The following is a 25,539-nucleotide window of genomic DNA, read 5'->3' as shown; positions in this document are numbered from 1 at the left end:
GCATTGGCCAAAAAATCCCGTTCCACCACAAGTTGGCCAATCTTGGAATGCAGCTTGTCGAGTTCAGCCGCACTTACCTGCTCCGGGGCGGCACCTCGGCGCGCAAAAGCTGTCGCCATGTTCTCTATCGCCGCGCGCTTCCAAGTGCCGAGTTGTGTCGGATGAACATCGTACTTCTTCGACAGCTCCGCCAGCGTCAGCTCCTCACGGATCGCTTCAAGCGCAACCTTGGCCTTGAAATCAGGCGAATGGTTCTTTCGTTTCTTCATTCTGGATCACTTCTCTCATCATGCGATCCACCTTAACAACTGGTCCGAAATTCCGCGACCAACTCTGTCGACAAAGGCCTCAATAAACCGAACGACGTTGTCAGGCCCAACATAATCATCCACGCAGGCAGGCAACAAAAGCGTCTGGGCGCGGGAACTTCCTTGGATGTGTTTCATGCACGAGGATACCATTTCTGCACCCCGCAAGGAATCCCTGATGAGGTGGAAAAGGAAGTAATCAGGGCCATTTCCAGGGGCGATGGGTTTTCACACAGTCTGGGTCGTTTACGCAAACTGATCAGCAGCCCAACAAATCAAAAAACCTGCTGATATGGCGATTTTAAGAGTTACAAAAAATTTCTAGCCCTTTTATCAGGGTGATTAGTTCAATATTAGCGATTGCGGGAGCAGTACTATTATTGATTCCTGCAACGCAAGGGTTTCTATCTGTCTTGGAGGGTTTTCATCCTATCAGTGATGTCTAAACAAATAACATCGCCCCCAAACCACTCTTCATCAAACCCCACCCCTCACCCCAACCACGCCCTGAACACCCCCACAACCTCCTCATAAACCGCCCGCTTGAACGGCACGATCGACGCGATCATCTCGTCCGCGCCAATCCAGCGCCATTCGGAAAACTCCGGGTGGTCTGACGCGATGTTAATCTGCGCATCCGTCCCCAAATACCGGTACAAAAACCACTTTTGCCGCTGCCCCCGGTATTTGCCGCCCCAAACCTTGCCCAACAGGTCCGGCGGCAAATCATAGGTCACCCAGCCATCGGTTTTGCCCAACCGTTCCACCAAATCCGCCGTGACCCCGGTTTCCTCCCACAACTCGCGCAGGACGGCCGCACCGGGCTTTTCACCGTCATCAATCCCGCCTTGCGGCATTTGCCAGGCGGGCACGGTCGCATCCAACCGCTGCGCCGCAAAAATCAGCCCCTCCGCATTGATCAACATCACCCCCACACAGGGGCGGTACGGCAAGGTGGCGGCGTCAATCATGGCAATATCCCAATAAAAAAGGGGGGCAAAATCGCCCCCCTTGTCAACTTTTCAGGCGCGCTGCGTCAAGGCTTCACAGCCATCGCATTCAGCCCCTTCAAAATATCCACGGCATAGGCGAGTTGGTAGTCCTCCTCGCGCAGCTTGGCGGTTTCTTCCTCACGCGCGCGGTCCGCTTCCAACAGCAAACGTTCATCGTCGGACATGGAGTCGTTGTCCAACGCGCCCCGCAGCGATGCCTCAGTGCGCGCAGCCACGGCCGACAACGGCTCCTCCGTCTCCTCAACCGGTTTGCGCGGCGGCTGTGCCACGATGATGTCGGGTGCCACGCCCAGCGCTTGGATGGACCGGCCCGATGGCGTGTAATACCGCGCGGTTGTCAGGCGCATTGCCCCTTCGCCGCGCAGCGGGATAATGGTTTGCACCGACCCTTTGCCAAAGCTTTTGGTCCCCACCACAATCGCGCGGCGGTGATCTTGCAACGCGCCCGCCACGATTTCCGATGCCGATGCCGACCCGCCATTGATCAACACAACCACAGGCTTGCCCCCGGTCAAATCGCCGGGTGTGGCGTTCACACGTTCACTGTCGCTGGCCTCACGCCCCCGCGTTGACACGATTTCCCCAGTTTCCAAAAACGCATCCGACACTTGAATCGCTTGGTTCAACAAACCACCGGGGTTGTTGCGCAAATCCAGCACCACACCCGAAACCTTGTCCCACCCGCCAAGCTCGTCCGAGGTTTTCTTCAACCCCTCCTCCAACCCAGGATAGGTTTGATCGTTGAACGTGGTCATCCGCACCACAATCGTTGTGCCCACGGCCCGCGTGCGCACCGCTGTCAGCTTGATCGTGTCACGAATGATCGACACATCAAACGGTTCCGCAGACCCGGCGCGCACCACGGTGATGATAATCTCGGACCCAACTGGCCCGCGCATCATTTCCACCGCCGCATCCAGCGTCAGGCCCAAAACCGACTCGCCGTTCACATGCGTGATGAAATCGCCAGACTCGATGCCCGCCGCCGCCGCTGGCGTGTCATCCATCGGCGACACCACCTTCACATAGCCTTCTTCTTGCGTCACCTCGATGCCAAGGCCGCCAAATTCGCCCCGCGTTTGCACGCGCATATCGTCAAAATCCTTGGGCGCAAGGTAACTGGAATGGGGGTCAAGCGAGGTCAACATCCCATTGATCGCCGCTTCAATCAGCTTGTTGGTGTCCACGTCCTCCACATATTGGCCGCGGATCCGCTCAAATATATCGCCAAACAGGTCCAACTGCTCATAAACGCTCGTGTTTTTCTTCGGCTCTTGCGCCAACAAGGGGCCCGCGATCTGTGTGGTCAGCAAAATACCTGCAACCGTGCCGCCCAAAGCAGCCATAGCGAATTTCTTCATTGCCCGTATCAATCCTTTGTTGCGGCGAACCATGGGGCCGGATCAACCGGCTCGGTGCCTTTTCTAATTTCAATATAAAGCGTTTCTGTCTCGCGTATACCACCCACATCGGTTGCAAGTGCCAAAAACTCCGCACTGTTTTGTGAACCGCCGCCCCCCATCAACCCCAAAGGCGCACCAATCCCCACCACTTCGCCCACTTCGCCATAAACCGTATCAAGGCCCGCCAGCACCAACAGATAGCCCCCGCCGGGTTCAAGGATAATCACATTTCCGTAGTCCAGCAGCGGCCCGCGATATCTTATCGTCCCCGCCCATGGGGCCGTCACCAACGCCCGCGCGCGGGTCGACAGCGTCATCCCCGGCCGCCGCGTCCCGCTTGGGTCCGCCTCACCCGCGCGGCGCAACAAACTGCCCAGCGTCGGCAGGTCCAACGTGCCCATCGCGCTCTCAAAACTGCGCAACGTCGCCCCGCCATCGGTGCCCAACGTCAGCCCATCGGCAAACGCCCCCAGCGTGTCCGCACTTTCCAACAGCCCGCGCAACACCTCCGGGTCCTCGGTAAACCGCCGCGGCAGGGTCGTGCGCTCTGATATCGCCTGCGACAACGTGCTGCGCGCCGATTGAGCCGCCCCCAGCCCGCGTTCCAGCACCGCCCCCCCCGCCACTTGCAACCCGCGCAAATCGCGCAATTCGGTCAATTCGGCCTGCAACCGCGCCACCTCGGCCTGCAACGCGGGCGTCACCTCCGACAATATCATCCCAGACCGCACTGTCCCCAACGGCCCCGAGGGGTGCAACAGCAACAACGGCTCCGGCGTGGCCACCATCTGGCTCAACACGCCCAACAACTGGCTCACACGGGCGCGCTCCGCATCAAACTGCAAAATCAGCGATGCCTCGCGCACTTTCGCCTGCCGCAACCCATCGCGCAACGCCCCCAAACCCTGCTCATAGGCTTGGATGGTCTGCGTCAGCGCCGAAACCCGGTCCCGCGCGCTTTGCGCCTTTTCCATCGCGGCCACCGCCACGCCAAGCGCATCCGCCGCCTGCATCGCTTGCTCCGCCACCGTTTGCGCCCGCAAAGGGGCCGCACAAACCAGCAAGGCAAAAAGGACGGCCGCGCGCATCATTGGATCAGGCTTTTCCCCGTCATCTCAACCGGTTGCGGCAAGCCCATCAACTGCAACAGGGTCGGCGCCAAATCCGCCAACCGCCCTGCACGCAAGGTCGCCCCCGCAGGCCCACCAAACAAAATCACCGGCACCAAATTCGTCGTATGCGCCGTATGCGGCCCGCCTGTTACCGGGTCTACCATCACCTCGCAATTGCCATGGTCGGCGGTCACAATCATCGCGCCGCCCACCTTTTCCAACGCCGCCAGCGCCAAGCCCAACCCATTGTCCACCGCCTCGCACGCTTTCATCGCCGCGCCCAAATCGCCGGTATGCCCCACCATATCGGGGTTGGCAAAATTCACCACGATCAAGTCATAGCCGCGCTCAATCGCGCCCACCAACTCCGCCGCCACCTCCGGCTCCGACATTTCGGGCTGCAAATCATAGGTGGCCACTTTGGGCGATTTCGGCATGGCGCGGTCCTCGCCCACGTTCACCGCCTCCGAGCCACCGTTCAGGAAAAACGTCACATGCGGGTATTTCTCGGTTTCCGCCAACCGAAATTGCGTGCGCCCCGCTGCGGCCACCCACGCCCCCAACGTGTTCTCCAAAACGGGCTTGGGGTACGCGCTGGTCATATAGACATTATGCTGCACCGAATAATCCACCATCCCCAACATCGCCGCCCAGCGCGGCCGCGCCGATGCATCAAACCCGTCAAACGCCGGGTCGCCCAGCGCCGCCAAAATCTCGCGCGCCCGGTCCGCGCGGAAACTCAAGCAATAAAACCCATCGCCGTCCCGCGCGCCGCCGTACCCGTCAATCACCGTGGCCCCAATAAACTCATCCGTCTCACCGCGCGCATAAGCCGCCGCAACCGCCGCCTGCGCATCCGCCGCGCGCTCACCTTGACCCGCAACCATCGCATCAAACGCCAGTTGCACCCGCTCCCACCGCGTGTCGCGGTCCATCGCGAAATACCGCCCAATCACCGTGGCAATCGCCACACCGGGGCCAATCCCCGCCAACAACCGCGCCATATGCTCAGGCGCGGAACTTGGGGCCACATCGCGCCCATCGGTGATCGCATGAATAACCACGGGCACACCCGCCGCGGCCACGCAATTGGCCGCCGCAATCACATGCGCCACATGCCCATGCACGCCCCCATCCGAGATAACGCCCATCAAATGCGCCGTCCCGCCACTGGCCTTCAACGCCGCAATAAACGCCAACAGCTCCGGGTTCTGCCCAAAACTCCCATCCTCAATCGCCAAATCAATCGCGCCAAGGTCCATCGCCACCACGCGCCCCGCGCCAATATTGGTGTGCCCCACTTCGGAATTGCCCATCTGCCCGCGCGGCAAACCCACATCTGGCCCGTGCGTGATCAGCGTTGCATGCGGACACGTCGCCATCAAACGATCAAAATTCGGGGTATCGGCCAAAACAGGCGCATTGGCCGTGCGATCATCGCTCAACCCCCAACCATCCAAAATGCACAACACAACGGGTTTGGGGGTGGTCATGACAAGGCCCTTTCACAAACGCTTGCCCCGTTTTACGCCGCGCGCGCGCTCAGGGCAACCACGCGCCACCCTTGCCAATTCATCTTGGCTTAAATACCTAAAACCGCCTACAAACCAAACTATTCGCGGTGATACGGACTGCCCGCCAAGATCGACGCCGCCCGGTACAACTGCTCGGCCACCATCACCCGCACCAACATATGCGGCCACACCATCGCCCCAAACGACAGCGCAAAATCCGCCCCCGCGCGAAACCCCGGTGCCAACCCATCCGCGCCGCCAATGCAAAACGCCACATCTTGGCGGCCACCATCACGCCACCGCGCCAATTGCTCGGCAAATTCCGGGCTGGTCATACTGCGCCCACGCTCATCCATCACCACACACAGCGCACCCGTTGGCACCGAGCGCGCCAGAAGCGCGGCTTCGGCCTCCATCCCGCCGCCCTTGCGGTCCTCGACTTCTACAGACGCAAAAGGGCCAAGCCCCAAGGCCCGGCCCGTCCGGTTGAATCGCGTCACATAATCGTCAATCAACGCGCGCTCGGGTCCGGCACGCAGCCGCCCCACAGCGCACAGATGCACCCGCATCAGTCCTCCTCGCGCACGCCTATGCCCATGTGACCGCCGGGCTGCCACATCTTTTCAAGGTCATAAAACTCGCGCACTTCGGGGCGGAAAACGTGAACAATCACATCGCCCGTATCAATCAGCACCCAATCGCCGGTCTCTTTGCCTTCCATCCGGCACACCATGCCAAACTCTTGCTTCAACCGATCGGCCAGCTTCTCGGAAATCGACGCGACCTGCCGCGACGACCGCCCCTCACAGATGACCATATAATCGGCCATATCCGACCGACCGCGCAGATCAATCATCACCACGTTCTCGGCCTTGTCATCGTCAACCGATGCCAGCACCCGCGCCAGCAAAATCTCAGAATCCAAGTGGTTTTCAGCATTGGCAGGGGCCGTCATACGCGCCGCCCGTGGCCCAACCGGCAGTCCGGTTGCAGGATCAGAATGAGACAGGACATTGTCCTCCAGAATATCGCGCGCCAGCCCATTGTCATGTCACATCCCCCCCGGCGCACGGGAATGGCGGCACAGTAACACTGTGCGGCGCAAACCACAATCACAGCCCACGCCCACGCGCAACCCTTGACGCAGCCCATTACCGCAAAATAGCGCTTTCGACCGGTCCGCCATCCCCCAAAACCCGCACTTCACGCTGCGGAAACGGAATGGACACCCCATGCGCCTTGAACGCATCCCACAGCGCTAAATACACATTGCCCCGAATATTGGTCAGGCCCCCCGTCGGGTCCGATATCCAAAACCGCAGAATGTAATCCACCGAACTGTCGCCAAACCCCACGATATGACACACAGGCGCGCGGTCTTTCAAAACCCGCGTCACCCCCAGCGCCGCCTCAATCGCCAACTTGCGCACGGCGTGCGGATCGTCGCTGTAAGCCGTGCCAAAGAACAGATCCAACCGCACAAATTCATCCGAATGGGACCAGTTCACCACCTGCCCCGTGATTAAATCCTCATTCGGTATCAGGTATTCCTTGCCGTCCCGCGTCACCACCGAAACGTAGCGCGCCCCAAGGCTTTCAATCCAGCCAAACGTCTCACCCAGTGAAATCACATCGCCGGGTTTTATCGACTTATCCAGCAAAATGATAATGCCGGATACAAGGTTCGACACCACCTTTTGCAACCCAAACCCAAGGCCCACCCCAATGGCCCCCGACAACACGGCAAGCCCCGTCAAATCAAACCCAACCGCCTTAAGCCCGATAAAAATCGCCCCGCCAAACAGCACAAGATTGATCGCCTTGCTGGCCAGCACTTGCATCGACGGGCTAATATCGGGGTTTTTGTTGATGCGGTTGGTCGCCCCCCGCGTCACCAACCGCGCGCCCGCCACCAACATTCCGGTCACGATCATCGCCTTGATCACCGTCAGCGCCGACAGCCGGAAATCCCCAAACGTAATCGCCAAACTGTCCAGAAACGACACAATCGCAGCATCAAACCCAAGGATGACGGCGACAACCCAAATCCCCGCGCCCCAACTGACCACCCGCGACAAAAACTTGTTCCCAATCAACTTCGCCGCGAAATTCACCAACAGCAGCAACAACCCAATCGTGCCCGCCACCTCAAACAACTGAATCCGCGATGGCCAAGTGACATAGCCAAGCCCCCAAAACGCCAGCCAACTGAACCCCGTGAACATCATCAACGTCAGGTTATGGTCAATCGTCACCACAAGGCGCAGCTGCCATTTTTGCATGCCCTCGCGCGCCCGCGCCCAGCCTGTCAACCGCCGCGACACCATCCCGCGCAGCAGCTTGACCAGCACAAAAATCGCGACAATCCCCGCCACCTGATAAAACCGCCACGGCACCAAAAGCGATCTCACAAACACATCGGCTTGGGCAAAAAGCCCGGATGTGGCGTCCAAAATCTCTGGGGTCAGCGGGTTGATGGGGTCCATGCGCGGCCTTTCACGGGTAAACTTGGCTTTGCAGCATACCCACCCCGCCCCCCAATGCAAATCACATTGCCCAACAGCCCGCAAACGCGTATATCAACCCCATGATACGTTTTTTCGACATGGATGATCGTGCGCGCCTGCCTTGGCGGTTCTTCGGCCAACGCCGATCTGTGCTTGCGCGCGCTTGATCGCTCCCCGTCCCGGCGGCCCTATTCGAACACCCATTCCCTTTCCCTAAGATAAGAGATCGCGCCATGACCGCTCGTACCCTTTACGACAAAATCTGGGATGACCATGTCGTCCACCAAGCTGATGACGGCACTTGCCTGCTCTATATCGACCGCCATTTGGTCCACGAGGTCACCTCCCCCCAAGCGTTTGAAGGCTTGCGGATGACGGGCCGCAAAGTGCGCGCACCCGAAAAAACCATCGCTGTGCCGGACCATAACGTGCCCACCACGCTGGACCGCGCCAACGCCGCCACCATGACCGAAGACAGCCGTATTCAGGTGGAGGCGCTTGATAAAAACGCCCGCGATTTCGGCCTGCACTATTACCCCGTGTCCGACGTGCGCCAAGGCATCGTGCATATCGTCGGCCCCGAACAGGGCTGGACCCTGCCGGGCATGACCGTGGTGTGCGGCGACAGCCACACCGCCACCCACGGCGCATTCGGCTCGCTCGCCCACGGCATCGGCACGTCCGAGGTTGAACACGTCCTTGCCACCCAAACCCTCATCCAGCGCAAAGCCAAGAATTTCAAAGTTGAAATCACAGGCAGCCTGCGCCCCGGCGTCACCGCCAAAGACATCACAATGTCGGTTATCGGCCAAACCGGCACCGCTGGCGGCACCGGATACGTCATCGAATACTGTGGCCAAGCCATCCGCGAACTGTCCATGGAAGGGCGTATGACCGTCTGCAACATGGCTATTGAAGGCGGCGCACGCGCAGGCCTGATCGCGCCGGATGAAAAAACCTTCGCCTATTGCATGGGCCGCCCCCACGCCCCCAAAGGGGCCGCATGGGAAGCCGCCCTGACCTATTGGAAAACGCTTTTCACCGACGAAGGCGCGCATTTCGACAAGGTTATCACCATCAAAGGCGAAGACATCGCGCCCGTGGTCACATGGGGCACCTCGCCTGAGGATGTTTTGCCCATCGACGGCGTCGTCCCCTCCCCCTCCGACTTCAAAGGCGGCAAGGTCGAGGCCGCCCAGCGCAGCTTGGACTATATGGGCCTAACACCCGGCATGAAGCTGACCGACATCAAAATCGACACGGTGTTCATCGGCTCTTGCACCAATGGCCGGATAGAGGATTTGCGCGCCGCAGCCGCCATCCTCAAAGGCCAAAAAATCAAGGCGGGGATGCGCGCGATGGTCGTCCCCGGCTCCGGCCTCGTGCGCGCGCAGGCGGAGGAGGAGGGGCTGGCCCAAATCTTCCTCGACGCAGGTTTTGAATGGCGTCTTGCAGGGTGTTCCATGTGCCTCGCCATGAACCCCGATCAACTCGCGCCGGGCGAACGCTGCGCCGCCACCTCGAACCGCAATTTTGAAGGTCGCCAAGGCCGCGGTGGCCGCACGCATCTGCTGTCGCCCGCCATGGCCGCCGCAGCCGCGATCACGGGGCACCTCACCGACATCCGCGAATTCGCGCCCGAACACGTTTAAGGAACCGAAATCATGGAAAAATTCACCAAACTCACCGGGGTCGCGGCCCCCATGCCCTTGGTCAATATCGACACCGATATGATCATCCCAAAGCAGTTTTTGAAAACCATCAAACGCTCCGGCCTTGGTGCGAACCTGTTTGACGAAATGCGCTTTACCCTCGACGGGCAGGAAATCCCTGACTTCGTCCTCAACCAGCCCGCCTACCGCCGCGCGGAAATCATCGTGGCGGGCGACAACTTTGGCTGCGGCTCCTCACGCGAACACGCCCCTTGGGCGCTTCTGGATTTCGGCATCCGCGCCGTGATCGCCACCAGCTTTGCCGACATCTTTTACAACAACTGCTTCAAGAACGGCATCCTGCCGATCGTGCTGCCCGAAGATGTCGTCGCCATCATGATGGAGGACGCCCAGCGCGGCGAAAATGCCCGCATCACGGTGGATCTGACCGACCAAACCGTCACCACCTCTGACGGTCAATCGTTTCCATTCGAGGTCGACGCCTTCAAAAAGCATTGCATGATGAACGGCTTGGACGATATCGGCCTAACAATGGAAAAAGCCGCCAACATCGACACCTATGAGGCAAAGGCAGCAACCGCGCGCCCTTGGGTCTAATTCCACCCCACACACAACATCTAGGGTCGCCCCCCCGGCGGCCCTTTTTTTAACCTTAATTTGATGCAATCAAGCGACACATTTTCCGCTAATCCGCCACAAATCTTTAGTTTCTTCACAGCAACAGTTGCGATGGTAACCGAAAGAAGGCACAATTTGGGCAAGATTAAGGCAGTCCGCCACAATGTGCGGGAAATGATGGGGATAAAGGCACGGCGTCGTATCGTGCCTACCCTGAATGAGGATAGAGCAGCAGTGCTTTCACAATTCGCAGGGGCGCTGATGCGCGCCTTCATGGTTATGGTGCTTGTCGCCACGCCTTCGGTTTTGTTGCCGGGCGTGACCGCCGATGGCCAACAAATGGTCGCCCTTGTGGCGCTGTTTTTGGGCATCCTCACCTTTGTGGAATACAACGCCACCTATCCCGGCATGATCGAATTCCGCGACGCCCCCCCCTTCAACCGCACCCGCTTTCTCATGCTCCTCAGCATGGTGTTTTTCCTGTCCATCATGGCGCGCGGCGGTGCCGACCCCTCCACCCTTGCAAGGTTGTTTGAGGCGTTGGGCATCCTGATCGGTCAATCGCTGGATTTCCCCTATTCCCCCGTCCGCCTCGTCACCCTAACGCTGGCCGATACCAGCACACCCGCGCATGTGATCGCCGTGCGCTCCGCCGCAGGCGTTGCCTATTTCATCTCCCTCATCACGCTGGCCATTTTTGCACTGCTGCTGCGCATCGACAATTGGCCCACCAAAAACGGCGCGTTCAATGTGTGGACCAACCTGCCCACGTTTGACCCCACGGTGGGCGGCGATGTGGTGGCGCGGCTGGAACGCGATGCCCGCTTTAACCTCGCCCTTGGGTTCTTGCTGCCGTTCCTCATCCCTGCGGTGGTCAAACTCGGCGGCATGGGCATGGGCTCGCTCGATCTTTACTACGCGCCCACCCGCGTTTGGGTCATGGCGTTGTGGGCCTTCCTCCCCGCCTCCCTTTTTATGCGCGGCATCGCCATGACCCGCATCGCGCGCATAATCCGGGAAAAGCGTGAACGCAACGCCGCCGCGATTCCCTGCGATATCGCGGCGTGAAACGGGCGCTGGCCTTTGGCGTGCTGCTTGCGCTGGCCCCGCCCGCCACCGCCCAACCCACGACCCTGCGCATCGCCACCTATTACCCCGACCTTACGCGCAAGGGGCCGGGCCTGCTGCTGCGCGATATACTTGCAGGCAAAGACCCCCAAATCGCCGCCGTGATCAAAACCATCGCGGCCCTGAACGCCGATGTTCTGGTGCTAACGGATATTGATTTCGACCACGGGCGCGTCGCCCTCACCGCCCTCGCCGACCGGCTTGCAGACGCGGGCAGCCCCTACCCTCACCACTTTACCAGCCGCCCGAACACCGGCATGGCCACGGGGCTTGATATGAACGGCGATGGCCGCTTGGGCGGGCCGGGGGATGCCCAAGGGTTTGGTTTTTTCGCGGGCAAATCCGGCCTCGCCGTCCTGTCCCGCCTGCCCATCATTGAACCCCAATTCCGCGATTTCAGCGATTTCCTTTGGGCCGATCTGCCAAACAACACCCTTGGCGACAGCATGGCAAACCCCGCCCGCGCCGCCCAACGCCTGTCCACCACCGCCCATTGGGATCTGCCCGTGACCCTGCCCAATGGCACGCCGCTGCACCTCCTCATCTACCGCGCCACGCCCCCCGTGTTCGATGGGGTCGAGGATCGCAATGGCCGCCGCAACCATGATGAAACCGCGTTTTGGACCCAACTCCTCAACGGCACCCTCCCCTATGCGCCGCCCCCCGCGCCCTTCATCATCCTCGGCGATGCCAACCTCGACCCCGTCGATGGCGATGGCAACCGCACAGCCATCAACACCCTGCTGGGTGACCCCCGCATCCAGGACCCCGCACAAACGGGCATCCCCGGCCGCCCCGACACGCGCGGCGATGCCACCCGCGACACCGCCCTTTATGATTTTGGCGGCCTGCGCGTCGATTACGTCCTGCCCTCTGCGGACCTGACCATCACAAACGCGGGCGTCGATTGGCCCCTCAGCGGTGATCTCGCGGCAGCCCACGCCGCCGCCTCGCGCCACCGCCCCGTCTGGGTCGATATCGCCCTACCTTAAACTGCGGCCGCTCTTGAACCAGCCCCCAACCTTGACCACGCCCCCCCAAAACGCTACGCCACTCCCAACTCAACCTTGATGTGCAGGAGCGTTCCTTTGGCCAATCCCTCCCTTCTAATTCTCGCCGGTGACGGTATCGGCCCCGAAGTCATGACCGAGGTGAAAAAGATCATCACTTGGTTCGGCACCAAACGCGGCGTGCATTTCGACGTGACTGAAGATCTTGTGGGCGGCTGCGCTTACGACAAACACGGCACCCCCCTGCACGACGATACAATGGCCCGCGCCATGCAGGTGGACGCGGTTCTCTTGGGCGCTGTCGGCGGCCCCGCGTATGACAACCTTGATTTTTCGGTGAAACCCGAACGCGGCCTGCTGCGCTTGCGCAAGGAAATGGATTTGTTCTCCAACCTGCGCCCCGCCCAATGCTTTGACGCGCTGGCCGATTTTTCCAGCTTGAAAAAAGACATCATCTCGGGCCTCGACATTATGATCGTGCGCGAACTGACCTCTGGGGTCTATTTCGGCGAACCGCGCGGCATTTTCCCCGATAACGAAGGCGGGCGTGTGGGCGTCAACACCCAGCGCTACACCACCAACGAAATTCGCCGCGTGGCGCGGTCCGCGTTTGAACTCGCCAAACGTCGCGGCAACAAAGTCTGCTCGATGGAAAAGGCCAACGTAATGGAATCCGGCATCCTCTGGCGCGAAGAGGTGCAATGGGTCCACGATCACGAATACCCCGAGGTGGAGCTGTCGCATATGTACGCCGACAATGGCGCGATGCAGCTGGTGCGCTGGCCCAAACAGTTTGATGTGATCGTAACCGACAACCTGTTCGGTGACATTCTGTCCGATTGCGCGGCCATGCTCACAGGCTCGCTCGGCATGCTGCCCTCCGCCAGCCTTGGTGCTGTCCAAGCCAACGGTCGCCCAAAGGCGCTTTATGAACCGGTCCACGGCTCCGCCCCCGACATCGCGGGTCAGGGCAAGGCAAACCCCATCGCCTGCATCCTCAGCTTTGCGATGGCGCTGCGCTATTCGTTCGATATGGGCGATGATGCGGCCCGCGTGGAAAAAGCGGTGGAAACCGTGCTGGCCAACGGGGCGCGCACCGCCGATTTGATGGACAAAGACGGCGGCACGCCCATCAGCACCACCCAAATGGGCGATGCGATTTTGGCCGCACTCGACGCGTCCCTCTAACCAAAAAACGCGCCCCCTGAACTCAACCGGGGGGCGCGAACCGCGCGGTTCGCAGGTTAAAATTTGGTTAACAAAAAAACGGTAATGCTGAAGTATCAACGTGTTACGCGATGCATCGCACGCGATTTCACGCGATGCGCGCGCGCCGCCCCAGCCAAACCACCGCAGCCACCGCCACCGCAAACCCCAGCATCACAGGGGTCACCACCTCACCCAAAATCAGCGCTGAAATGCCCAGCGTGACAAACGTTTGCAACAGTTGGACCTGCCCCACCCGCGCAATCCCCCCCATCGCCAGCCCCGCATTCCAAAAGAAAAACCCCGCAAACATCGACCCAAAAGCAAGGTATCCCAGCGCCCAATAAGCTTTCACAGGCGGCGCATGAACCCCGCCCCCCTCCCACGCCCACGCAGCACCAAGGCCCGTCAATGGCAGGCACAAAACCAGCGCCCAAGCAATCACCTCCCACCCTGGCATCCGCCGCGCCAGCTTGCCCGACACCACATATCCAAAGGCCGAAACCACGGCGGCACACAGCAGCCAAACATGCCCAATTCCGGGCGCAAACCCACCGCCCCGCAGCGTGAACCCCAACACCAGCGCCGCCCCCAACACCCCCCAGGCCCAAAACGCCACCCCCGGCTTTTCGCCCCCAATCAACGCCGCAAAAACGGCCGTCAACAGCGGCAAAACCCCCAAAACAATGCCCCCATGCGATGCCGGAACCGTCTGCATCGCCACATTCGCAAATCCGGGAAACCCAAACACCAACGTGGCCCCAATCACTGCAAAACTGCCCAAATCGGCGCGCGGAAATCGTTTACCCGCCGCCACCAAAACGGTGGCTGATGCCAACCCCGCCAAAAAAGCGCGGCAAAACGTGATAAAAGCCGGGTCAAACCCCGTCAGCGCAATTCGGGTGGCAGGCAAGGTCGCGCCAAATATCACCACCCCGATAAACCCCAACATCAACCCCAGAATGGGCCGCTGCGCCGTGATCTGTGGGGTGGGTCTGCTCCGCATCCCGCCTGCATAACGCGGGGGCCACGCCCTGCCAATCAGCAAAAAAGCCGCCTCTATGACCGCCGCCGCAAATATACGCTTGATTTGCGGGAAATTCCGCCACGGACCTTGCTTACCAGCCCGAACAAAGGCAAAACCAAAGCACCCTAGCGCAGATCGAGACACAAATGCCCGTTGTAAAATCCAACCTGCGTGGCGCGCTGATGGCGCTGGTATCCTTCGCGATTTATTCGACCCATGATGTGTTCGTGAAATTTCTGGGCGCAGATTATTCGCCCGTGCAAATCATCTTCTTTTCGGTGCTGCTGGGGTTTCCACTGGTCGCCCTGATGCTGATCGGGGACCGCAACGACGGCAATCTGCGCCCCAAACACCCGTGGTGGACCGCCCTGCGCACCGTGTCGGCGATGATCACGGGCCTGTCCGCGTTCTACGCATTTTCTGTGCTGCCCTTGGCGCAAACCTATGCAATTTTGTTCGCAGCCCCCTTGCTCATCACGCTGCTGGCCATCCCAATTTTGGGCGAAAAGGTGGGCGTCCGGCGCGGCTTGGCGATCGTGGTGGGGCTGTGCGGGGTCATGATCGTGCTGCGGCCCACGGGCACATCGCTGGGTTTGGGCCATATTGCCGCGCTCGCGGCCGCCGTCTGTTCATCGCTGGCATCGGTTGTGGTCCGTAAAATCGGGCAAGATGAACGCTCTGTCGTGTTGATGCTATACCCAATGGTGGCGAACTTTGTGGTGCTGGGCCTTGCCCTACCCTTCGTTTACAAACCCATGCCGATTGAACATTTGGGCATGATCGGCATCATCGCCACCTTTGGGTTCGTGGCCAGCTTGTTCATCATCGACGCCTATAAATCGGCCGAGGCGGTGATCGTCGCCCCGATGCAATACAGCCAAATGATTTGGGCCGCGATTTTTGGCTACTTCATCTTTAATGAAGCGCCAGATGAATGGACGCTGATTGGGGCGAGCGTGATCATGGCCAGCGGGGTTTACATCGTGCTGCGCGAAAGCCGGGGGAAAACGTCGAAAAACAGCCCGGTGCTGGAAAGCCGGTCCCGGCCCGAAACCGGGGTTCTTCCGCGCATCAGCCTGTTGTTAACCCGCGACCGGGGCTAGGATTAGCGCGGCCAGCCTGACGCGGCTGGGCCCTTACACCTTCAGCCCGACCCCGTTTTGAAGCTTTTGCACTCTTAGGGGTGAATTTCGGGCTGTGCCCGGTGATTCCTTTGCAATCTCCGTAACATATGGGCAGCGGGGGCCGCAGATGCCCCGTTCGGGCCGCGCCGCTGCGGCCATTTTGGGGCCAAAAACCACCCTTTTTGGGCCTTGTAAAAATGCACAGTGATGGTGCGATGGCACCGCTGGGTGCGCTTTTACGCGTCCCGTCACGCGCATTTGACTCACTGAAATAGGAACCCCCGCTTTTGCGCCTTGTTTTGCAGGGGTCTGTGGACGCTGGCCAAAAAATGCAGAGGTTTCAAAACGCTACAGCATTTTTGCGTGATCAGCCGCGAGGGAAGCGTGATTTTCTATTCGCGCTGTTTGGGGCCATGTTCAATTTATCCGGTCAGACAGTCTGATCGAATTGAAACCTTAAACACCTTCTTTGGAGATCATCATGAAAAATATCGTAGCAGCGTCCACCATCTTCGTTCTTTTGGCAGGGGCCGCATCGGCAGCCAGCAATGTTCGCAATGAACGCCCAGACTTTGCAATGCCCAAAGTGTCTGTGGAACAGGCTGAGCAAGTCAAAGCCGACACACTTTACACCCCCAAAGAATTGCAGCGCGCTGGTCGTGACGCCAATGATTTGGTGACCGTGACCGTGTTCCCATCAACGGGCAAAGTTGACGGGCCAAGCCTTGGCGGCTGATCCGCGTTGACGGTGACGGATTTGGGGCGTTCGCAGGTTGCGGGCGCCCAATTTTTTTGCCCCTGCCAATGGGGCGGGTTTGATATGGCAGAATTAATTTAACGATTGCGCCACGCGTGCAGGATATAGGTCGCCGTCATCAGGTCCAGATGCGCGCCACCACCGTTTTTGGCGATGGTGATGTCGTCGGGGGTGCGGCGGTCATAGCTGCCTTTGGCAAGGTCGTAAAAATCGGCGATGATATGGCTTTCGGTGATGGCACCGCTGGCGATCGGCATCATAATCTCGCCTATGTGATGCAGCGTTGTGGCGCGGGCATCGACAAACAGACGCGCGCGGGCGATGGCCGTATCATCCACCTCACGCATATCGGGGCGAAAAGCACCAATCAGATCAAGGTGTTGGCCGGGCTGCAACCAATCGCCCATAATCAGCGGCGTCTTTGACATGGTGGCGGTGCAGATGATGTCGGCCGCTTTGACGGCGGTTTCCAGATCGGTGGCGGCGGTGATGTTATGCGCTTGCGCAAACGCTGCGGTGGACACTGGATTTCGGCTCCAGACCGTAAACTCCGGTTTGGTGAACGTGCTGGAATAGGCTTCAATCATTGACGCAGCAACCGTGCCTGCCCCAACAAGCAAAATTTTGCGGCTGTCGGGCCGGGCAAGTTTTTTCGCGGCCAGCAGGCTGTCGCCCGCCGTTTTCCATTTGGTGACAAGGTGGAAATCCACCAACGCCTCCAGCATCCCGGTTTGGTCGGCATACAGCGTGACAGAACCGTTGATGGTGGCCGCATTATGCGCGCCGTTGCCCGGAAAAATCGTGGCGCATTTCACCAACTGGCCCAAACCATCAATCCATGCGGCGCGGTTTAGCAGCGTGTCGGGACCGCGGTACAGAAAACTGTCGCCCACTTCGGCGCGCGGCAGGCGGTGCCCGGCCTCCAACGCGTCCGTTAGGGCGTGCCAATTCAGGGCGGACTCGGCGGCGAATGGGACGATTTCAAGGGTCATGGCGTGGCCTCCTCTTCGGTCAATAATCCGGCTGTGATCAGCCGCCTAGCCCATGCTTTGGGCCCGGTGAAATGATGGGTTTGCCAACCGCGCATTGCGGCGGCGGCGATGTTTTCTGCACGATCATCGGTGAACAAAAGCGATGCGGGGGGCAGGCCGCAATCCTCCTCTACCATCACGTAAATTTCGGGCGCGGGTTTGGTAACCTGCATCCGCCCCGAGACATAAAGCCGATCAAATTCGTTCAAAAATTCATATTGGGTTTGGGCATAGGCAAAGGCATCGTCGCCGAAATTGGTCAGCGCAAATACGGGCGTGCCCTTGGCGCGCAGGCGGCGCAGCAAGGTGATGGACTGTTCAATGCGCGGCGCGGCCAGTTTGATCCAGCGATCATACCACCAGCGGATTTCGCGCGCCCATTCTGGATGCTGTGCGGCCGTGTCATACACCGTATCGCGAAACAAACCGCCCGCGTCGATGCGTTCATTCATCGCGTGCAGATCGACAGCGGCGAACAAGGTGCGGCGGCGATCCGCACCGATTTGGCTGTCGTAATACCGTTCGGGCTGCCATTCGATCAGGACATTGCCGATATCATAAATAACCGCTTTGGGTTTCATCATGCCTCCGTATCGCCACCAAGAGCCGAAGATCGCAAGTTGCCAGGAACAGAGGCCAAAGGCGGCACATCCGGTTTTACGCGGGTTTCGCGCCAGACCACATAAAGCCCCGCGCCGCAAATCAACGCGATACCTACCCATGCGACCGCATCGGGCCATTCGCCGAAAATTACCATGCCAAACAGAATGGCCAGCGGCATAGAGATATATTCAAACGGCGCGACCAGCCCCGCCTCACACGAGCGGTACGCGTGGGTGATCAGCAGCGCACCGATCGCCGACGCGCAGCCCGTCAGCACCAAAATGGGCCAATCGGCCATCGCAGGCCAGTGCCACGCGCGTGTCAAAAAGGCGAGCGACGGGTCCGCCCCATCGTAAAACGCGCCGTGCCCAAGAATAAGGCCGCTGATAATGCAGACCCCGATAAAGGTCATTTGCACATACAGCGTCAGGGTTATGGCGCTTTCCGTGGCCCCCATCCGCCGCGTCAGCATGTGCAGCATGGCATAGCACAGCGCGGCAAACAGCGGCAGCAGCATGGCGGGGTGGAAAATTCCCATGCCAGGGCGCAGCATCACGATAACGCCCAGCAATCCAACACCGACAGCGGCCCAACGGCGCGGCCCCACTTTTTCGCCCAGCATCGGCACCGAAAGTGCGGTGATCAACAAAGGGGCAATGAAAAACAGCGCCACAGCATCGGCGATGGGCATGGCCGCCAGCCCAAGGAAAAAGCACAGGTTGGAGGTGACGACGAAACCGCCCCGCACCAAATGCAACCCCAGCCGTTTGGTGCGAAACGCGCGCAGCCCGGCGGCAGACGACAGCACGATGCCCATGATCACTGCCAACCCGATCAGCGAGCGGATCAGGACGATTTGGTGCAGCGCATAGCCGCCGCTTAGGAATTTGATTGCGCTGTCATTGATCGAGAAAAACGCAGACGCCCCCATCGCGCTGGCGATGCCCAGCAGCAGGATGCGGCGGTCGGGGGTGTGTGTCATCATGGCAAAGCTTCACCCTTGGCCTGCGCGCCTGTCTGTTCCCCTTGCGACATCCACGCCCCCTTTATCATTGACGCTTTGCCGCCTGAACCAGCCGTTCCAGCGCGTCCAAAAATCGCGAACGGTCGGTTTTGGAAAACGGCTTGCCGCCACCTTGGCGAAACGGGTCAGCGCTGCGCAAATCCTGCATCAAATCGCGGGTGGCCAGCGTTTGGCCGATGTTGCGGGTGTGCAGTTCCTCGCCATTGTGTTTCAGGACCAGCGCGCCGTTTTCGACGCAGCGCGCCGCCAGCGGGATGTCGCCTGTCACCACGATATCACCTTTGGTGCAGCTATCCGCGATCCATTTGTCCGCCTCATCCGGGCCATCGGCCACAAAAACACTGTCCACCAGCGGATTGGCTGACGGGCGGATGCCACCGTTGGACACCAGCACCATGCGAATGGCGTGGCGGGTGGCGACCTTTTCCGCCTCGGCCTTCACCGGACAGGCATCGGCGTCGATGTAAATCACGGTCATGGGCGGTCACGCATAAAGGGCATCGGCGTGAAAGCTGATGTGATCTTCCATAAAGGTAGAGACGAAGAAATAGCTGTGATCATAGCCTTTTTGCATGCGGAAGGTAATGTTTTGGCGCGCACTTGCGGCAGCTTCGGCCAACGCCTCGGGGCGCAGCAGGTCAAGGAACTGGTCAGACCCGCCTTGGTCGATCAAGATGGGGCCATCAAACCCGCGTTTTTTCATCAACAGGCTGGCGTCATGCGCGGCCCATTTGGCCGTGTCCGCGCCCAGATAGGCCGTGAATTGCTTGCGGCCCCAATCGCTGGCCGTGGGATTGGCGATGGGCGCAAAGGCGGAGACGGAGCGGAAACGACCGGGGATGGACATGGCGATGGTCAACGCGCCGTGGCCGCCCATCGAATGGCCTGTGATGGCTTGGCGGGATTCGTCCAAGGGGTAGGCGCTGAACAAAAGGCGGGGCAATTCGTCGGTGATATAGTCCCACATTTGAAAATTCGCGGCCCATGGGGTTTCCGTGGCGTTGACGTAAAACCCCGCCCCCTGCCCCAGATCAAAGGCATCATCATTGGAAACGCCCGGCCCCCGCGGGCTGGTGTCGGGGAAAATCAGCGCGATGCCTTGTTCGGCGGCCCAGGCCTGCGCGCCCGCTTTGACCATCGCGTTTTCATGGGTGCAGGTTAGGCCCGACAGATACCACAGGACGGGGACGGGGTCATGCTCTGCCTCTTCGGGCAGAAACATCCCAAAGGTCATGTCGCAGCCGCACACCTCGGAGGCGTGGCTGTAGACGCCTTGGACGCCGCCGAATGCGCGGTTTTCGGAAATGGTTTTCATATGTCCCCCTAGCCCATCACGAGGGCCATAACGATCGTGACGGTCACGATGCTGATCGTGGTTGAAATTAAGATCGAGGCGGACACCCGTTGCGGGGCCACCCCGAAATGCTGCGCCAGAATGTAGACATTGCCCGCCACTGGCAAGGCGGCGGCGGCGATCATCACGCTTGCGGGGCCGGGATCGACCTTGAACAGCACGATGGCGGCAAAGGCGACGGCGGCGGGGTGCAGGACGAGTTTGCAAAAGGAAAGCCAGCCCGCGACGGCGACCCGTTCGGCGGATTTGGTGGCAAGCGACGCGCCGATTGCAAACAGCGCGCCGGGGGTGGCGGCACCGCCCAAAAGGGCCATAAAATCATTGATGGGTGCGGGCACCGGATAGCCCGTGGCGGACCATGTGAGGCCAAGCGCCATAGAGACAATCATCGGGTTTTTCAGCAGGCCAAGGGCAAGGGCGCGCAAAACACCCCAGTTCATCCGGCCTTGGCGCACGCCTGTGATGATCAGGGTGATGATGGTGGAAAACACGATCAGATCAATCGCGAGGACCATTAGAACAGGACCAGCTGCCTGCGGACCCATGAGGACGACCAGCATGGGGACGCCCAGAAATCCGGTGTTGCCGATCACGGCGCATTGGGCCTCAATCGCCGCCTCCTCCACCGGGATGCCGCGCCAAAAGGCCACGCCCATCGCAAGGACATAGACGACGCCGCAGCCCCAGAGGTAGGCGGCGACGAAACGGCTGTCCCAAATTTCAGCCAGCGAGAGGTTGGAGGCGAAGCGGAACAGCATGGCCGACAGGGCGAAATAAAACACGAATTTGGTGAGGTATCCCGTCGCCTCGGCCGTGAAAAACTTGGTGCGGCCCGCGAGATAGCCCAAGCCGATGAGGGCAAAGAAAGGCAAGGTTTTGAGGAGGATGGGCAGCATCAAAGAAACCTTCGCGCGGGGCTATCCCTTTGGTTTCACGGGGCGGGTGGGGATGCAAGATGGGGGCGTGGGTTTTTTGGTGGGGTGTGGCAGGGGTTGGGGGTGCGATGCGGGGGGTGCATCGCGCGCGATGCAGGCGTTAGGGTATTGATTTTGTTTGGTTGTGTTACTTTTGTTAGGGGAAAATTAAGATTTGGATTGCGGGTTGGGGGGATGGGGTGCAGAGTCGGGGTGAACCCCGACCTACGAATTTGGGGCAGGTGAGGCGCGCGACAAAGACCGAGACATTGGTGGGGGTGGCGCGCTAACCTTTGTTACCTGGATTTTGGGTGATTCCGGGTTTTTTTGGGGATAGCGGTTTGGAACTATTATTGCTTGGCCTGTTCTTAGGTGGCGCTGTCTTTGCTGTGTGGTGGATGTTTACGGGCAACGACGAGCCCAAAAATCGCGGCGACAAACCAAAACCCAGTCAGCGCACGCGCGCTGCGTATGCTCCGTTTGATGCAGCCCGCGCAAAGCCTGCGCCGGACTTTACCACGCTGCGCGGGTCGGCGTATGTCGTGGACGGCGATACGGTTGTGATCGACAAAGTTCAGATCAGATTGTTTGGCATTGATGCGCCGGAAATGAACCATCCCTACGGCAAAAACGCAAAATGGGCGCTGGTCAATTTGTGCAAAGGCCAAATCATTCGAGCGGTGGCTGTGGCGCAAGACGCCCACGGGCGCACGGTGGCGCGCTGCTATTTGGCGGACGGGCGCGACCTGTCGGCCGAAATGGTCACGCAAGGGTTCGCGATAGATTGGCCAAAGTATTCCGGTGGCCATTATGGCCCGATGGAAACACCCGATGCGCGGCGCAAGATGTGGTTGGCGGATGCGCGCCAAAAGGGGCGGATGGATGTTTGGGAGAAGTTTGACGCGCAGCAAAAGGCGCGGGCGGCGGGGAATTAGGCGTTTGAGGCGGCAAAGGTTGGGGTTTGCCGCCTGTTTGGGCGTTGGCGCGGGTTACGCTTGTTCGGCCGCTGCCCGCGATTTGCGGACTTTTTCGGTCGCGGATTTCAACTGGCCACACGCCGCCATGATATCTTCGCCGCGCGGTTTGCGGATGGGGGAGGCGTAGCCTGCCTCGTGGATGATATCCGCGAACGCGTGGATGCGGTTGTTTGAGGAGCGTTTGTAGGGCGCGCCGGGCCATTCGTTGAAGGGAATAAGGTTAACCTTGGCGGGGATGCCGCGCAGCAGGTCGACCAGACGGTAGGCATCCTCTTTGCTGTCGTTCACCCCGTCGAGCATCACATATTCGAACGTGATGCGTTCGGAATTGGTGAGGCCGGGATAGGCGCGCAGAGCATCGAGAAGGGTCGCGATGTTCCATTTTTTGTTGATGGGAACCAGTTGGTCGCGCACCTCATCTGTGGTGGCGTGGAAGCTGACGGCCAGCAGGCAGCCGATTTCCTGCGCGGTGCGGGCGATTTCGGGCACCACGCCGGAGGTGGAGAGCGTGATGCGGCGGCGGCCCAGCGCGATGCCTTCGCCATCCATCACGATTTGCATCGCGTCGCGGACGTTTTCGAAATTATACAAAGGCTCGCCCATGCCCATCAGCACCACGTTCGACACAAGGCGCGCGGCGGGGTCGGCGTTCGACGCGCCTTTGACGGGCCATTCGTTCAGATCATCACGGGCCAGCATAACCTGGCCGACGATTTCACCGGGCGTTAGGTTGCGGACCAGTTTTTGCGTGCCGGTGTGGCAGAACGAACAGGTGAGGGTGCAGCCGACTTGGCTGCTGATGCACAGGGTGCCGCGATCGGTTTCGGGGATATAGACCACCTCCACCTCATGCCCGCCCTGAATACGCACAAGGTATTTGCGGGTGCCATCGGTGGAGGTTTGTTTGGTGACGACTTCAGGCAAGGTGAGTTCGAATTTTTCCGTAAGGATTGCGCGAAAATCCTTGGAGAGATTGGTCATCTCGTTAAAATCGCGCAGGCCAAAGAAATAGACCCATTGCCACAGCTGGCCCACACGCATTTTGGCCTGTTTTTCGGGGCAGCCTGCCGCGATCACTGCGGCACGCAACTGGTCACGGGTGAGGCCGATGATGTTGGTTTTATCGCCCTGCGGCAACTTGCGGGGGATGGTGTGGACATCTTGGGTGATGGGGGCGGTCATTTGGGGCATCCTGAAGGGTAAACCCGTCTGTACAGGGGTTTTGAGCAAATGAAAACGCCCCCGGCGGGTGCGCGCGGGGGCGTTAACGGTGCGGTGGGCGCTTATTTGCAGCGCTGCTCTGCCTCGGCCATCGCGGCGGTGAAGCCGAGAAGCGAGAAGGTGTCTTTGGTTTGCGTGCCACGGCCCGAACGTGCGGTGACGATGGCGGAGCCGCCGGCCTTCATCGCGGCGAGGATGCCTGCGTCATCGGACGGGCTTGTTGGCCACGCCCATTCGCCGTCCGAGATCATGTCAAAGGATTTGCCGTCGATGTTGACGTTGACGGGGGAACCGGAGGCGAAAGGATAGCCGCCTGTGAACGAAACCTCACCCTTGGCACCGGTGCCGGGGCGGAAGGTGACGAACATGAGGATGTCACCGCGACGGGCGGAGACGACTTGGCCATCTTTGCTGTTCACGGTTTCCTTGGGTTTGGAGACGCCCCAACATTCTTTGGGCTGTTGCCAGACGCAAACGCTCCAATCCGTTTTGGCGGAAACACATTCGGTTTCGGATTGCGCGAAGGCAGCGGATGCGCCCAACCCAATGAAAAGACCGCCGAGCGCCCCGATGATGCGTGATGTCATGTTTTCCACAGCCTCCAGCCGTTTGATGCCTCTGTCCCGGACCGCCCAGCCCGTTTCACGAGCTTTTCCTGTGGCACGGGTCGTTTCAACTCGATATTTCATGCATAACGCAAAAAGGGCAGGTCGTAAAAGCCCTATGCGCAGGAAATCGCGCATGTTTGATGTGGAAATTGGAAAAGGGACGGGGAAAATGGGGAAATCGGCAGCGATTGCGGAATTGTGGCGCGGCGGGCAGTTGGAAAGCACGCATTTTGGGCATGCGGTGATTTGTGGCGCGGATGGGTCGATCGAGGCGGCGTGGGGCGATCCGGGCACGGTGATTTTCCCGCGGTCGAGTTGCAAGATGATGCAGGCATTGCCGTTGATGGAAAGCGGGGCGGGGCGGGATTTGACGCCAAAGCAGTTGGGCTTGGTCTGTGCCAGCCACAATGGGGCGGCCATTCACCGCGAGGCGGTGGCGGCGTGGTTGGGCGATATGGGCCTGACTGAAGCGGATTTGCGGTGCGGCGTGCAAGAGCCTGCGGACCGGGCGGAGCGGGATTTGTTGATTAAAACCGATGCGAGCCCCTGCCAGTGGCACAACAATTGTTCGGGCAAACATTCCGGATTTTTGATGCTGAACAAGCATTTGGGCGGGCATGCGGAGTATATTGAGGCGGACCATCCCGTGCAAATGGCCGTGAAGGCGGCGCATGAGGAGGTGACGGGCGAGGTGAGTGCGGGGTTTGGCGTGGATGGGTGTTCGGCGCCGAATTATTCGACCAGCTTGCAAGGTTTGGGGCGGGCGATGGCGTATTTTGCCTGTGCGGAGGAAGGCGGCGATGCGCGGGCCAATGCAGCCTACCGTTTGTCGCGCGGGATGATGGCGCATCCGGAGATGGTGGCGGGTGAAGGGCGGGCCTGTACCGCGTTGATGCGCGCGATGGGGGGCCGGGTTGCGATTAAGACGGGGGCGGAGGCGGTGTTTGTGGCGATTATCCCTGAGTTGAAAAAGGGGATTGCGTTGAAAGTGATGGACGGCGGCACGCGCGGGGCGGAGTTGGCGATTACCGCGTTGTTGGTGCGGCTGGGGGTGTTGGATGCGGCCCACCCGGTGGTGGGGCAATACTTGAACACGGTGGAGCGCAGCCGCCGGGGGATAGAATGTGGAAGTTTGCGGGTGGCCGCGGGATTTGGAGTTTGACATGAAGAAACGCCGCCAGCCCCTTACCCGGTGCTGGCGGCGGTCTTTTGGGCGCAGCGAAGTGATCCGATTTTACGGTCTGGGTGGGGGCATTAAGTCCGTATCATCGAGCTACTCTTAATCGCTGCTGATCTTGGTGTGACGGGGATTCATGGCGGGATCGGGGCAAGTGTGGGGCATTGTTGCGATGTTTTGGATTTTAAGAGTTTTTGGGGGTTTAGGTTGGACAAGCCGGGGGCGCTGCC

Annotated in this window: 26 protein-coding genes; 9 read left to right on the top strand and 17 right to left on the bottom strand. The window is 60.0% G+C overall.

Annotated features, from left to right (window positions below):
• The 8 genes from BMY36_RS20430 to BMY36_RS07825 form a co-directional block, all read right to left on the bottom strand.
• Positions 1 to 269, bottom strand: a 269-nt coding sequence (locus BMY36_RS20430) for an IS3 family transposase (protein WP_074818566.1), incomplete at its 3' end; no start/stop codon positions are given.
• Positions 270 to 799: 530 nt separating this feature from the next.
• On the bottom strand, positions 800 to 1,279 hold the full coding sequence (locus BMY36_RS07855; RefSeq protein WP_050519650.1) for an RNA pyrophosphohydrolase: 480 nt from the start codon (positions 1,277 to 1,279) through the stop codon (positions 800 to 802).
• 65 nt (positions 1,280 to 1,344) lie between these two features.
• Positions 1,345 to 2,682: a carboxyl-terminal processing protease CtpA gene (locus tag BMY36_RS07850; protein WP_050519670.1), complete on the bottom strand. Its 1,338-nt coding sequence runs from the start codon at positions 2,680 to 2,682 to the stop codon at positions 1,345 to 1,347.
• 8 nt (positions 2,683 to 2,690) lie between these two features.
• On the bottom strand, positions 2,691 to 3,815 hold the full coding sequence (locus tag BMY36_RS07845) for a murein hydrolase activator EnvC family protein (RefSeq protein ID WP_050519649.1): 1,125 nt from the start codon (positions 3,813 to 3,815) through the stop codon (positions 2,691 to 2,693).
• Positions 3,812 to 5,329, bottom strand: a complete 1,518-nt coding sequence (gene gpmI, locus BMY36_RS07840; RefSeq protein ID WP_050519648.1) for a 2,3-bisphosphoglycerate-independent phosphoglycerate mutase — start codon at positions 5,327 to 5,329, stop codon at positions 3,812 to 3,814. Before gpmI ends, BMY36_RS07845 begins: the two co-directional genes overlap by 4 nt.
• 119 nt (positions 5,330 to 5,448) lie before the next feature.
• Entirely contained in the window at positions 5,449 to 5,919 is a 471-nt protein-coding gene (rlmH, locus tag BMY36_RS07835) for a 23S rRNA (pseudouridine(1915)-N(3))-methyltransferase RlmH (protein ID WP_050519647.1), read from the bottom strand.
• Positions 5,919 to 6,305 (bottom strand): ribosome silencing factor, encoded by a 387-nt coding sequence (gene rsfS / locus BMY36_RS07830; RefSeq protein WP_050519646.1) that lies wholly within the window; start codon positions 6,303 to 6,305, stop codon positions 5,919 to 5,921. The genes rlmH and rsfS overlap by 1 nt, the downstream gene beginning before the upstream one ends.
• Before the next feature lie 196 nt (positions 6,306 to 6,501).
• Positions 6,502 to 7,836, bottom strand: coding sequence for a mechanosensitive ion channel family protein (locus tag BMY36_RS07825; protein ID WP_050519645.1), 1,335 nt, complete (start codon positions 7,834 to 7,836; stop codon positions 6,502 to 6,504).
• A gap of 254 nt (positions 7,837 to 8,090) precedes the next feature.
• Between BMY36_RS07825 and leuC the strand changes: the two genes are divergently transcribed.
• The 5 genes from leuC (at position 8,091) to leuB (ending at position 13,474) form a co-directional block, all read left to right on the top strand.
• Positions 8,091 to 9,509 (top strand): 3-isopropylmalate dehydratase large subunit, encoded by a 1,419-nt coding sequence (leuC, locus tag BMY36_RS07820; RefSeq protein WP_050519644.1) that lies wholly within the window; start codon positions 8,091 to 8,093, stop codon positions 9,507 to 9,509.
• Positions 9,510 to 9,521: 12 nt separating this feature from the next.
• Positions 9,522 to 10,127, top strand: coding sequence for a 3-isopropylmalate dehydratase small subunit (gene leuD / locus BMY36_RS07815; RefSeq protein WP_050519643.1), 606 nt, complete (start codon positions 9,522 to 9,524; stop codon positions 10,125 to 10,127).
• Between the two features lie 282 nt (positions 10,128 to 10,409).
• Positions 10,410 to 11,216, top strand: coding sequence for a hypothetical protein (locus tag BMY36_RS07810; RefSeq protein WP_175469266.1), 807 nt, complete (start codon positions 10,410 to 10,412; stop codon positions 11,214 to 11,216).
• 32 nt (positions 11,217 to 11,248) lie between these two features.
• Positions 11,249 to 12,268 (top strand): endonuclease/exonuclease/phosphatase family protein, encoded by a 1,020-nt coding sequence (locus BMY36_RS07805; RefSeq protein ID WP_074818581.1) that lies wholly within the window; start codon positions 11,249 to 11,251, stop codon positions 12,266 to 12,268.
• Positions 12,269 to 12,364: 96 nt separating this feature from the next.
• Positions 12,365 to 13,474, top strand: coding sequence for a 3-isopropylmalate dehydrogenase (gene leuB / locus BMY36_RS07800; RefSeq protein ID WP_050519667.1), 1,110 nt, complete (start codon positions 12,365 to 12,367; stop codon positions 13,472 to 13,474).
• 127 nt (positions 13,475 to 13,601) lie between these two features.
• Here the strand turns inward: leuB and BMY36_RS07795 are convergent, their stop codons facing one another.
• Positions 13,602 to 14,498, bottom strand: coding sequence for a DMT family transporter (locus tag BMY36_RS07795; RefSeq protein WP_050519666.1), 897 nt, complete (start codon positions 14,496 to 14,498; stop codon positions 13,602 to 13,604).
• Positions 14,499 to 14,665: 167 nt separating this feature from the next.
• Here BMY36_RS07795 and BMY36_RS07790 point away from each other — a divergent pair, with 167 nt between their 5' ends.
• A complete protein-coding gene (locus BMY36_RS07790) occupies positions 14,666 to 15,622 on the top strand; it encodes a DMT family transporter (RefSeq protein ID WP_050519642.1) in 957 nt (318 codons plus the stop codon).
• 502 nt (positions 15,623 to 16,124) lie between these two features.
• A complete protein-coding gene (locus BMY36_RS07785) occupies positions 16,125 to 16,379 on the top strand; it encodes a hypothetical protein (protein WP_050519641.1) in 255 nt (84 codons plus the stop codon).
• 98 nt (positions 16,380 to 16,477) lie between these two features.
• Here the strand turns inward: BMY36_RS07785 and BMY36_RS07780 are convergent, their stop codons facing one another.
• The 6 genes from BMY36_RS07780 to BMY36_RS07755 form a co-directional block, all read right to left on the bottom strand.
• Positions 16,478 to 17,392: an ornithine cyclodeaminase family protein gene (locus tag BMY36_RS07780; RefSeq protein WP_050519640.1), complete on the bottom strand. Its 915-nt coding sequence runs from the start codon at positions 17,390 to 17,392 to the stop codon at positions 16,478 to 16,480.
• On the bottom strand, positions 17,389 to 18,012 hold the full coding sequence (locus BMY36_RS07775) for an HAD family hydrolase (protein ID WP_050519665.1): 624 nt from the start codon (positions 18,010 to 18,012) through the stop codon (positions 17,389 to 17,391). Before BMY36_RS07775 ends, BMY36_RS07780 begins: the two co-directional genes overlap by 4 nt.
• On the bottom strand, positions 18,012 to 19,019 hold the full coding sequence (locus BMY36_RS07770; protein ID WP_050519639.1) for a DMT family transporter: 1,008 nt from the start codon (positions 19,017 to 19,019) through the stop codon (positions 18,012 to 18,014). Before BMY36_RS07770 ends, BMY36_RS07775 begins: the two co-directional genes overlap by 1 nt.
• 64 nt (positions 19,020 to 19,083) lie before the next feature.
• Positions 19,084 to 19,536 (bottom strand): YaiI/YqxD family protein, encoded by a 453-nt coding sequence (locus BMY36_RS07765; RefSeq protein WP_050519638.1) that lies wholly within the window; start codon positions 19,534 to 19,536, stop codon positions 19,084 to 19,086.
• Positions 19,537 to 19,542: 6 nt separating this feature from the next.
• Entirely contained in the window at positions 19,543 to 20,373 is an 831-nt protein-coding gene (fghA, locus tag BMY36_RS07760; RefSeq protein ID WP_050519637.1) for an S-formylglutathione hydrolase, read from the bottom strand.
• A gap of 8 nt (positions 20,374 to 20,381) precedes the next feature.
• The gene (locus BMY36_RS07755) at positions 20,382 to 21,308 is read right to left on the bottom strand and encodes an AEC family transporter (protein ID WP_050519636.1); all 927 of its coding nucleotides are present in this window, start codon (positions 21,306 to 21,308) and stop codon (positions 20,382 to 20,384) included.
• Positions 21,309 to 21,667: 359 nt separating this feature from the next.
• Here BMY36_RS07755 and BMY36_RS19190 point away from each other — a divergent pair, with 359 nt between their 5' ends.
• Positions 21,668 to 22,261 carry a thermonuclease family protein gene (locus BMY36_RS19190; RefSeq protein ID WP_231579713.1) on the top strand — a complete coding sequence of 198 codons (594 nt, stop codon included), beginning with the start codon at positions 21,668 to 21,670 and terminating at the stop codon, positions 22,259 to 22,261.
• Positions 22,262 to 22,315: 54 nt separating this feature from the next.
• Here BMY36_RS19190 and rlmN read toward each other — a convergent pair whose 3' ends face one another.
• Positions 22,316 to 23,494, bottom strand: a complete 1,179-nt coding sequence (rlmN, locus tag BMY36_RS07745; protein ID WP_414811682.1) for a dual-specificity RNA methyltransferase RlmN — start codon at positions 23,492 to 23,494, stop codon at positions 22,316 to 22,318.
• A gap of 92 nt (positions 23,495 to 23,586) precedes the next feature.
• Positions 23,587 to 24,111 (bottom strand): invasion associated locus B family protein, encoded by a 525-nt coding sequence (locus BMY36_RS07740; protein WP_050519635.1) that lies wholly within the window; start codon positions 24,109 to 24,111, stop codon positions 23,587 to 23,589.
• 190 nt (positions 24,112 to 24,301) lie between these two features.
• On the opposite strand from BMY36_RS07740, the gene BMY36_RS07735 reads away from it, so the two are divergent.
• Positions 24,302 to 25,294: an asparaginase gene (locus BMY36_RS07735; protein ID WP_050519662.1), complete on the top strand. Its 993-nt coding sequence runs from the start codon at positions 24,302 to 24,304 to the stop codon at positions 25,292 to 25,294.
• The last annotated feature ends 245 nt before the right edge of the window (positions 25,295 to 25,539 follow it).

The organism is Pseudorhodobacter antarcticus, assembly GCF_900110135.1.
GTDB classification, from domain to species: Bacteria; Pseudomonadota; Alphaproteobacteria; order Rhodobacterales; family Rhodobacteraceae; genus Pseudorhodobacter; species Pseudorhodobacter antarcticus.
Note: the sequence above shows the minus strand (reverse complement) of the source record. Positions and strands in the feature narration are given on the sequence as shown.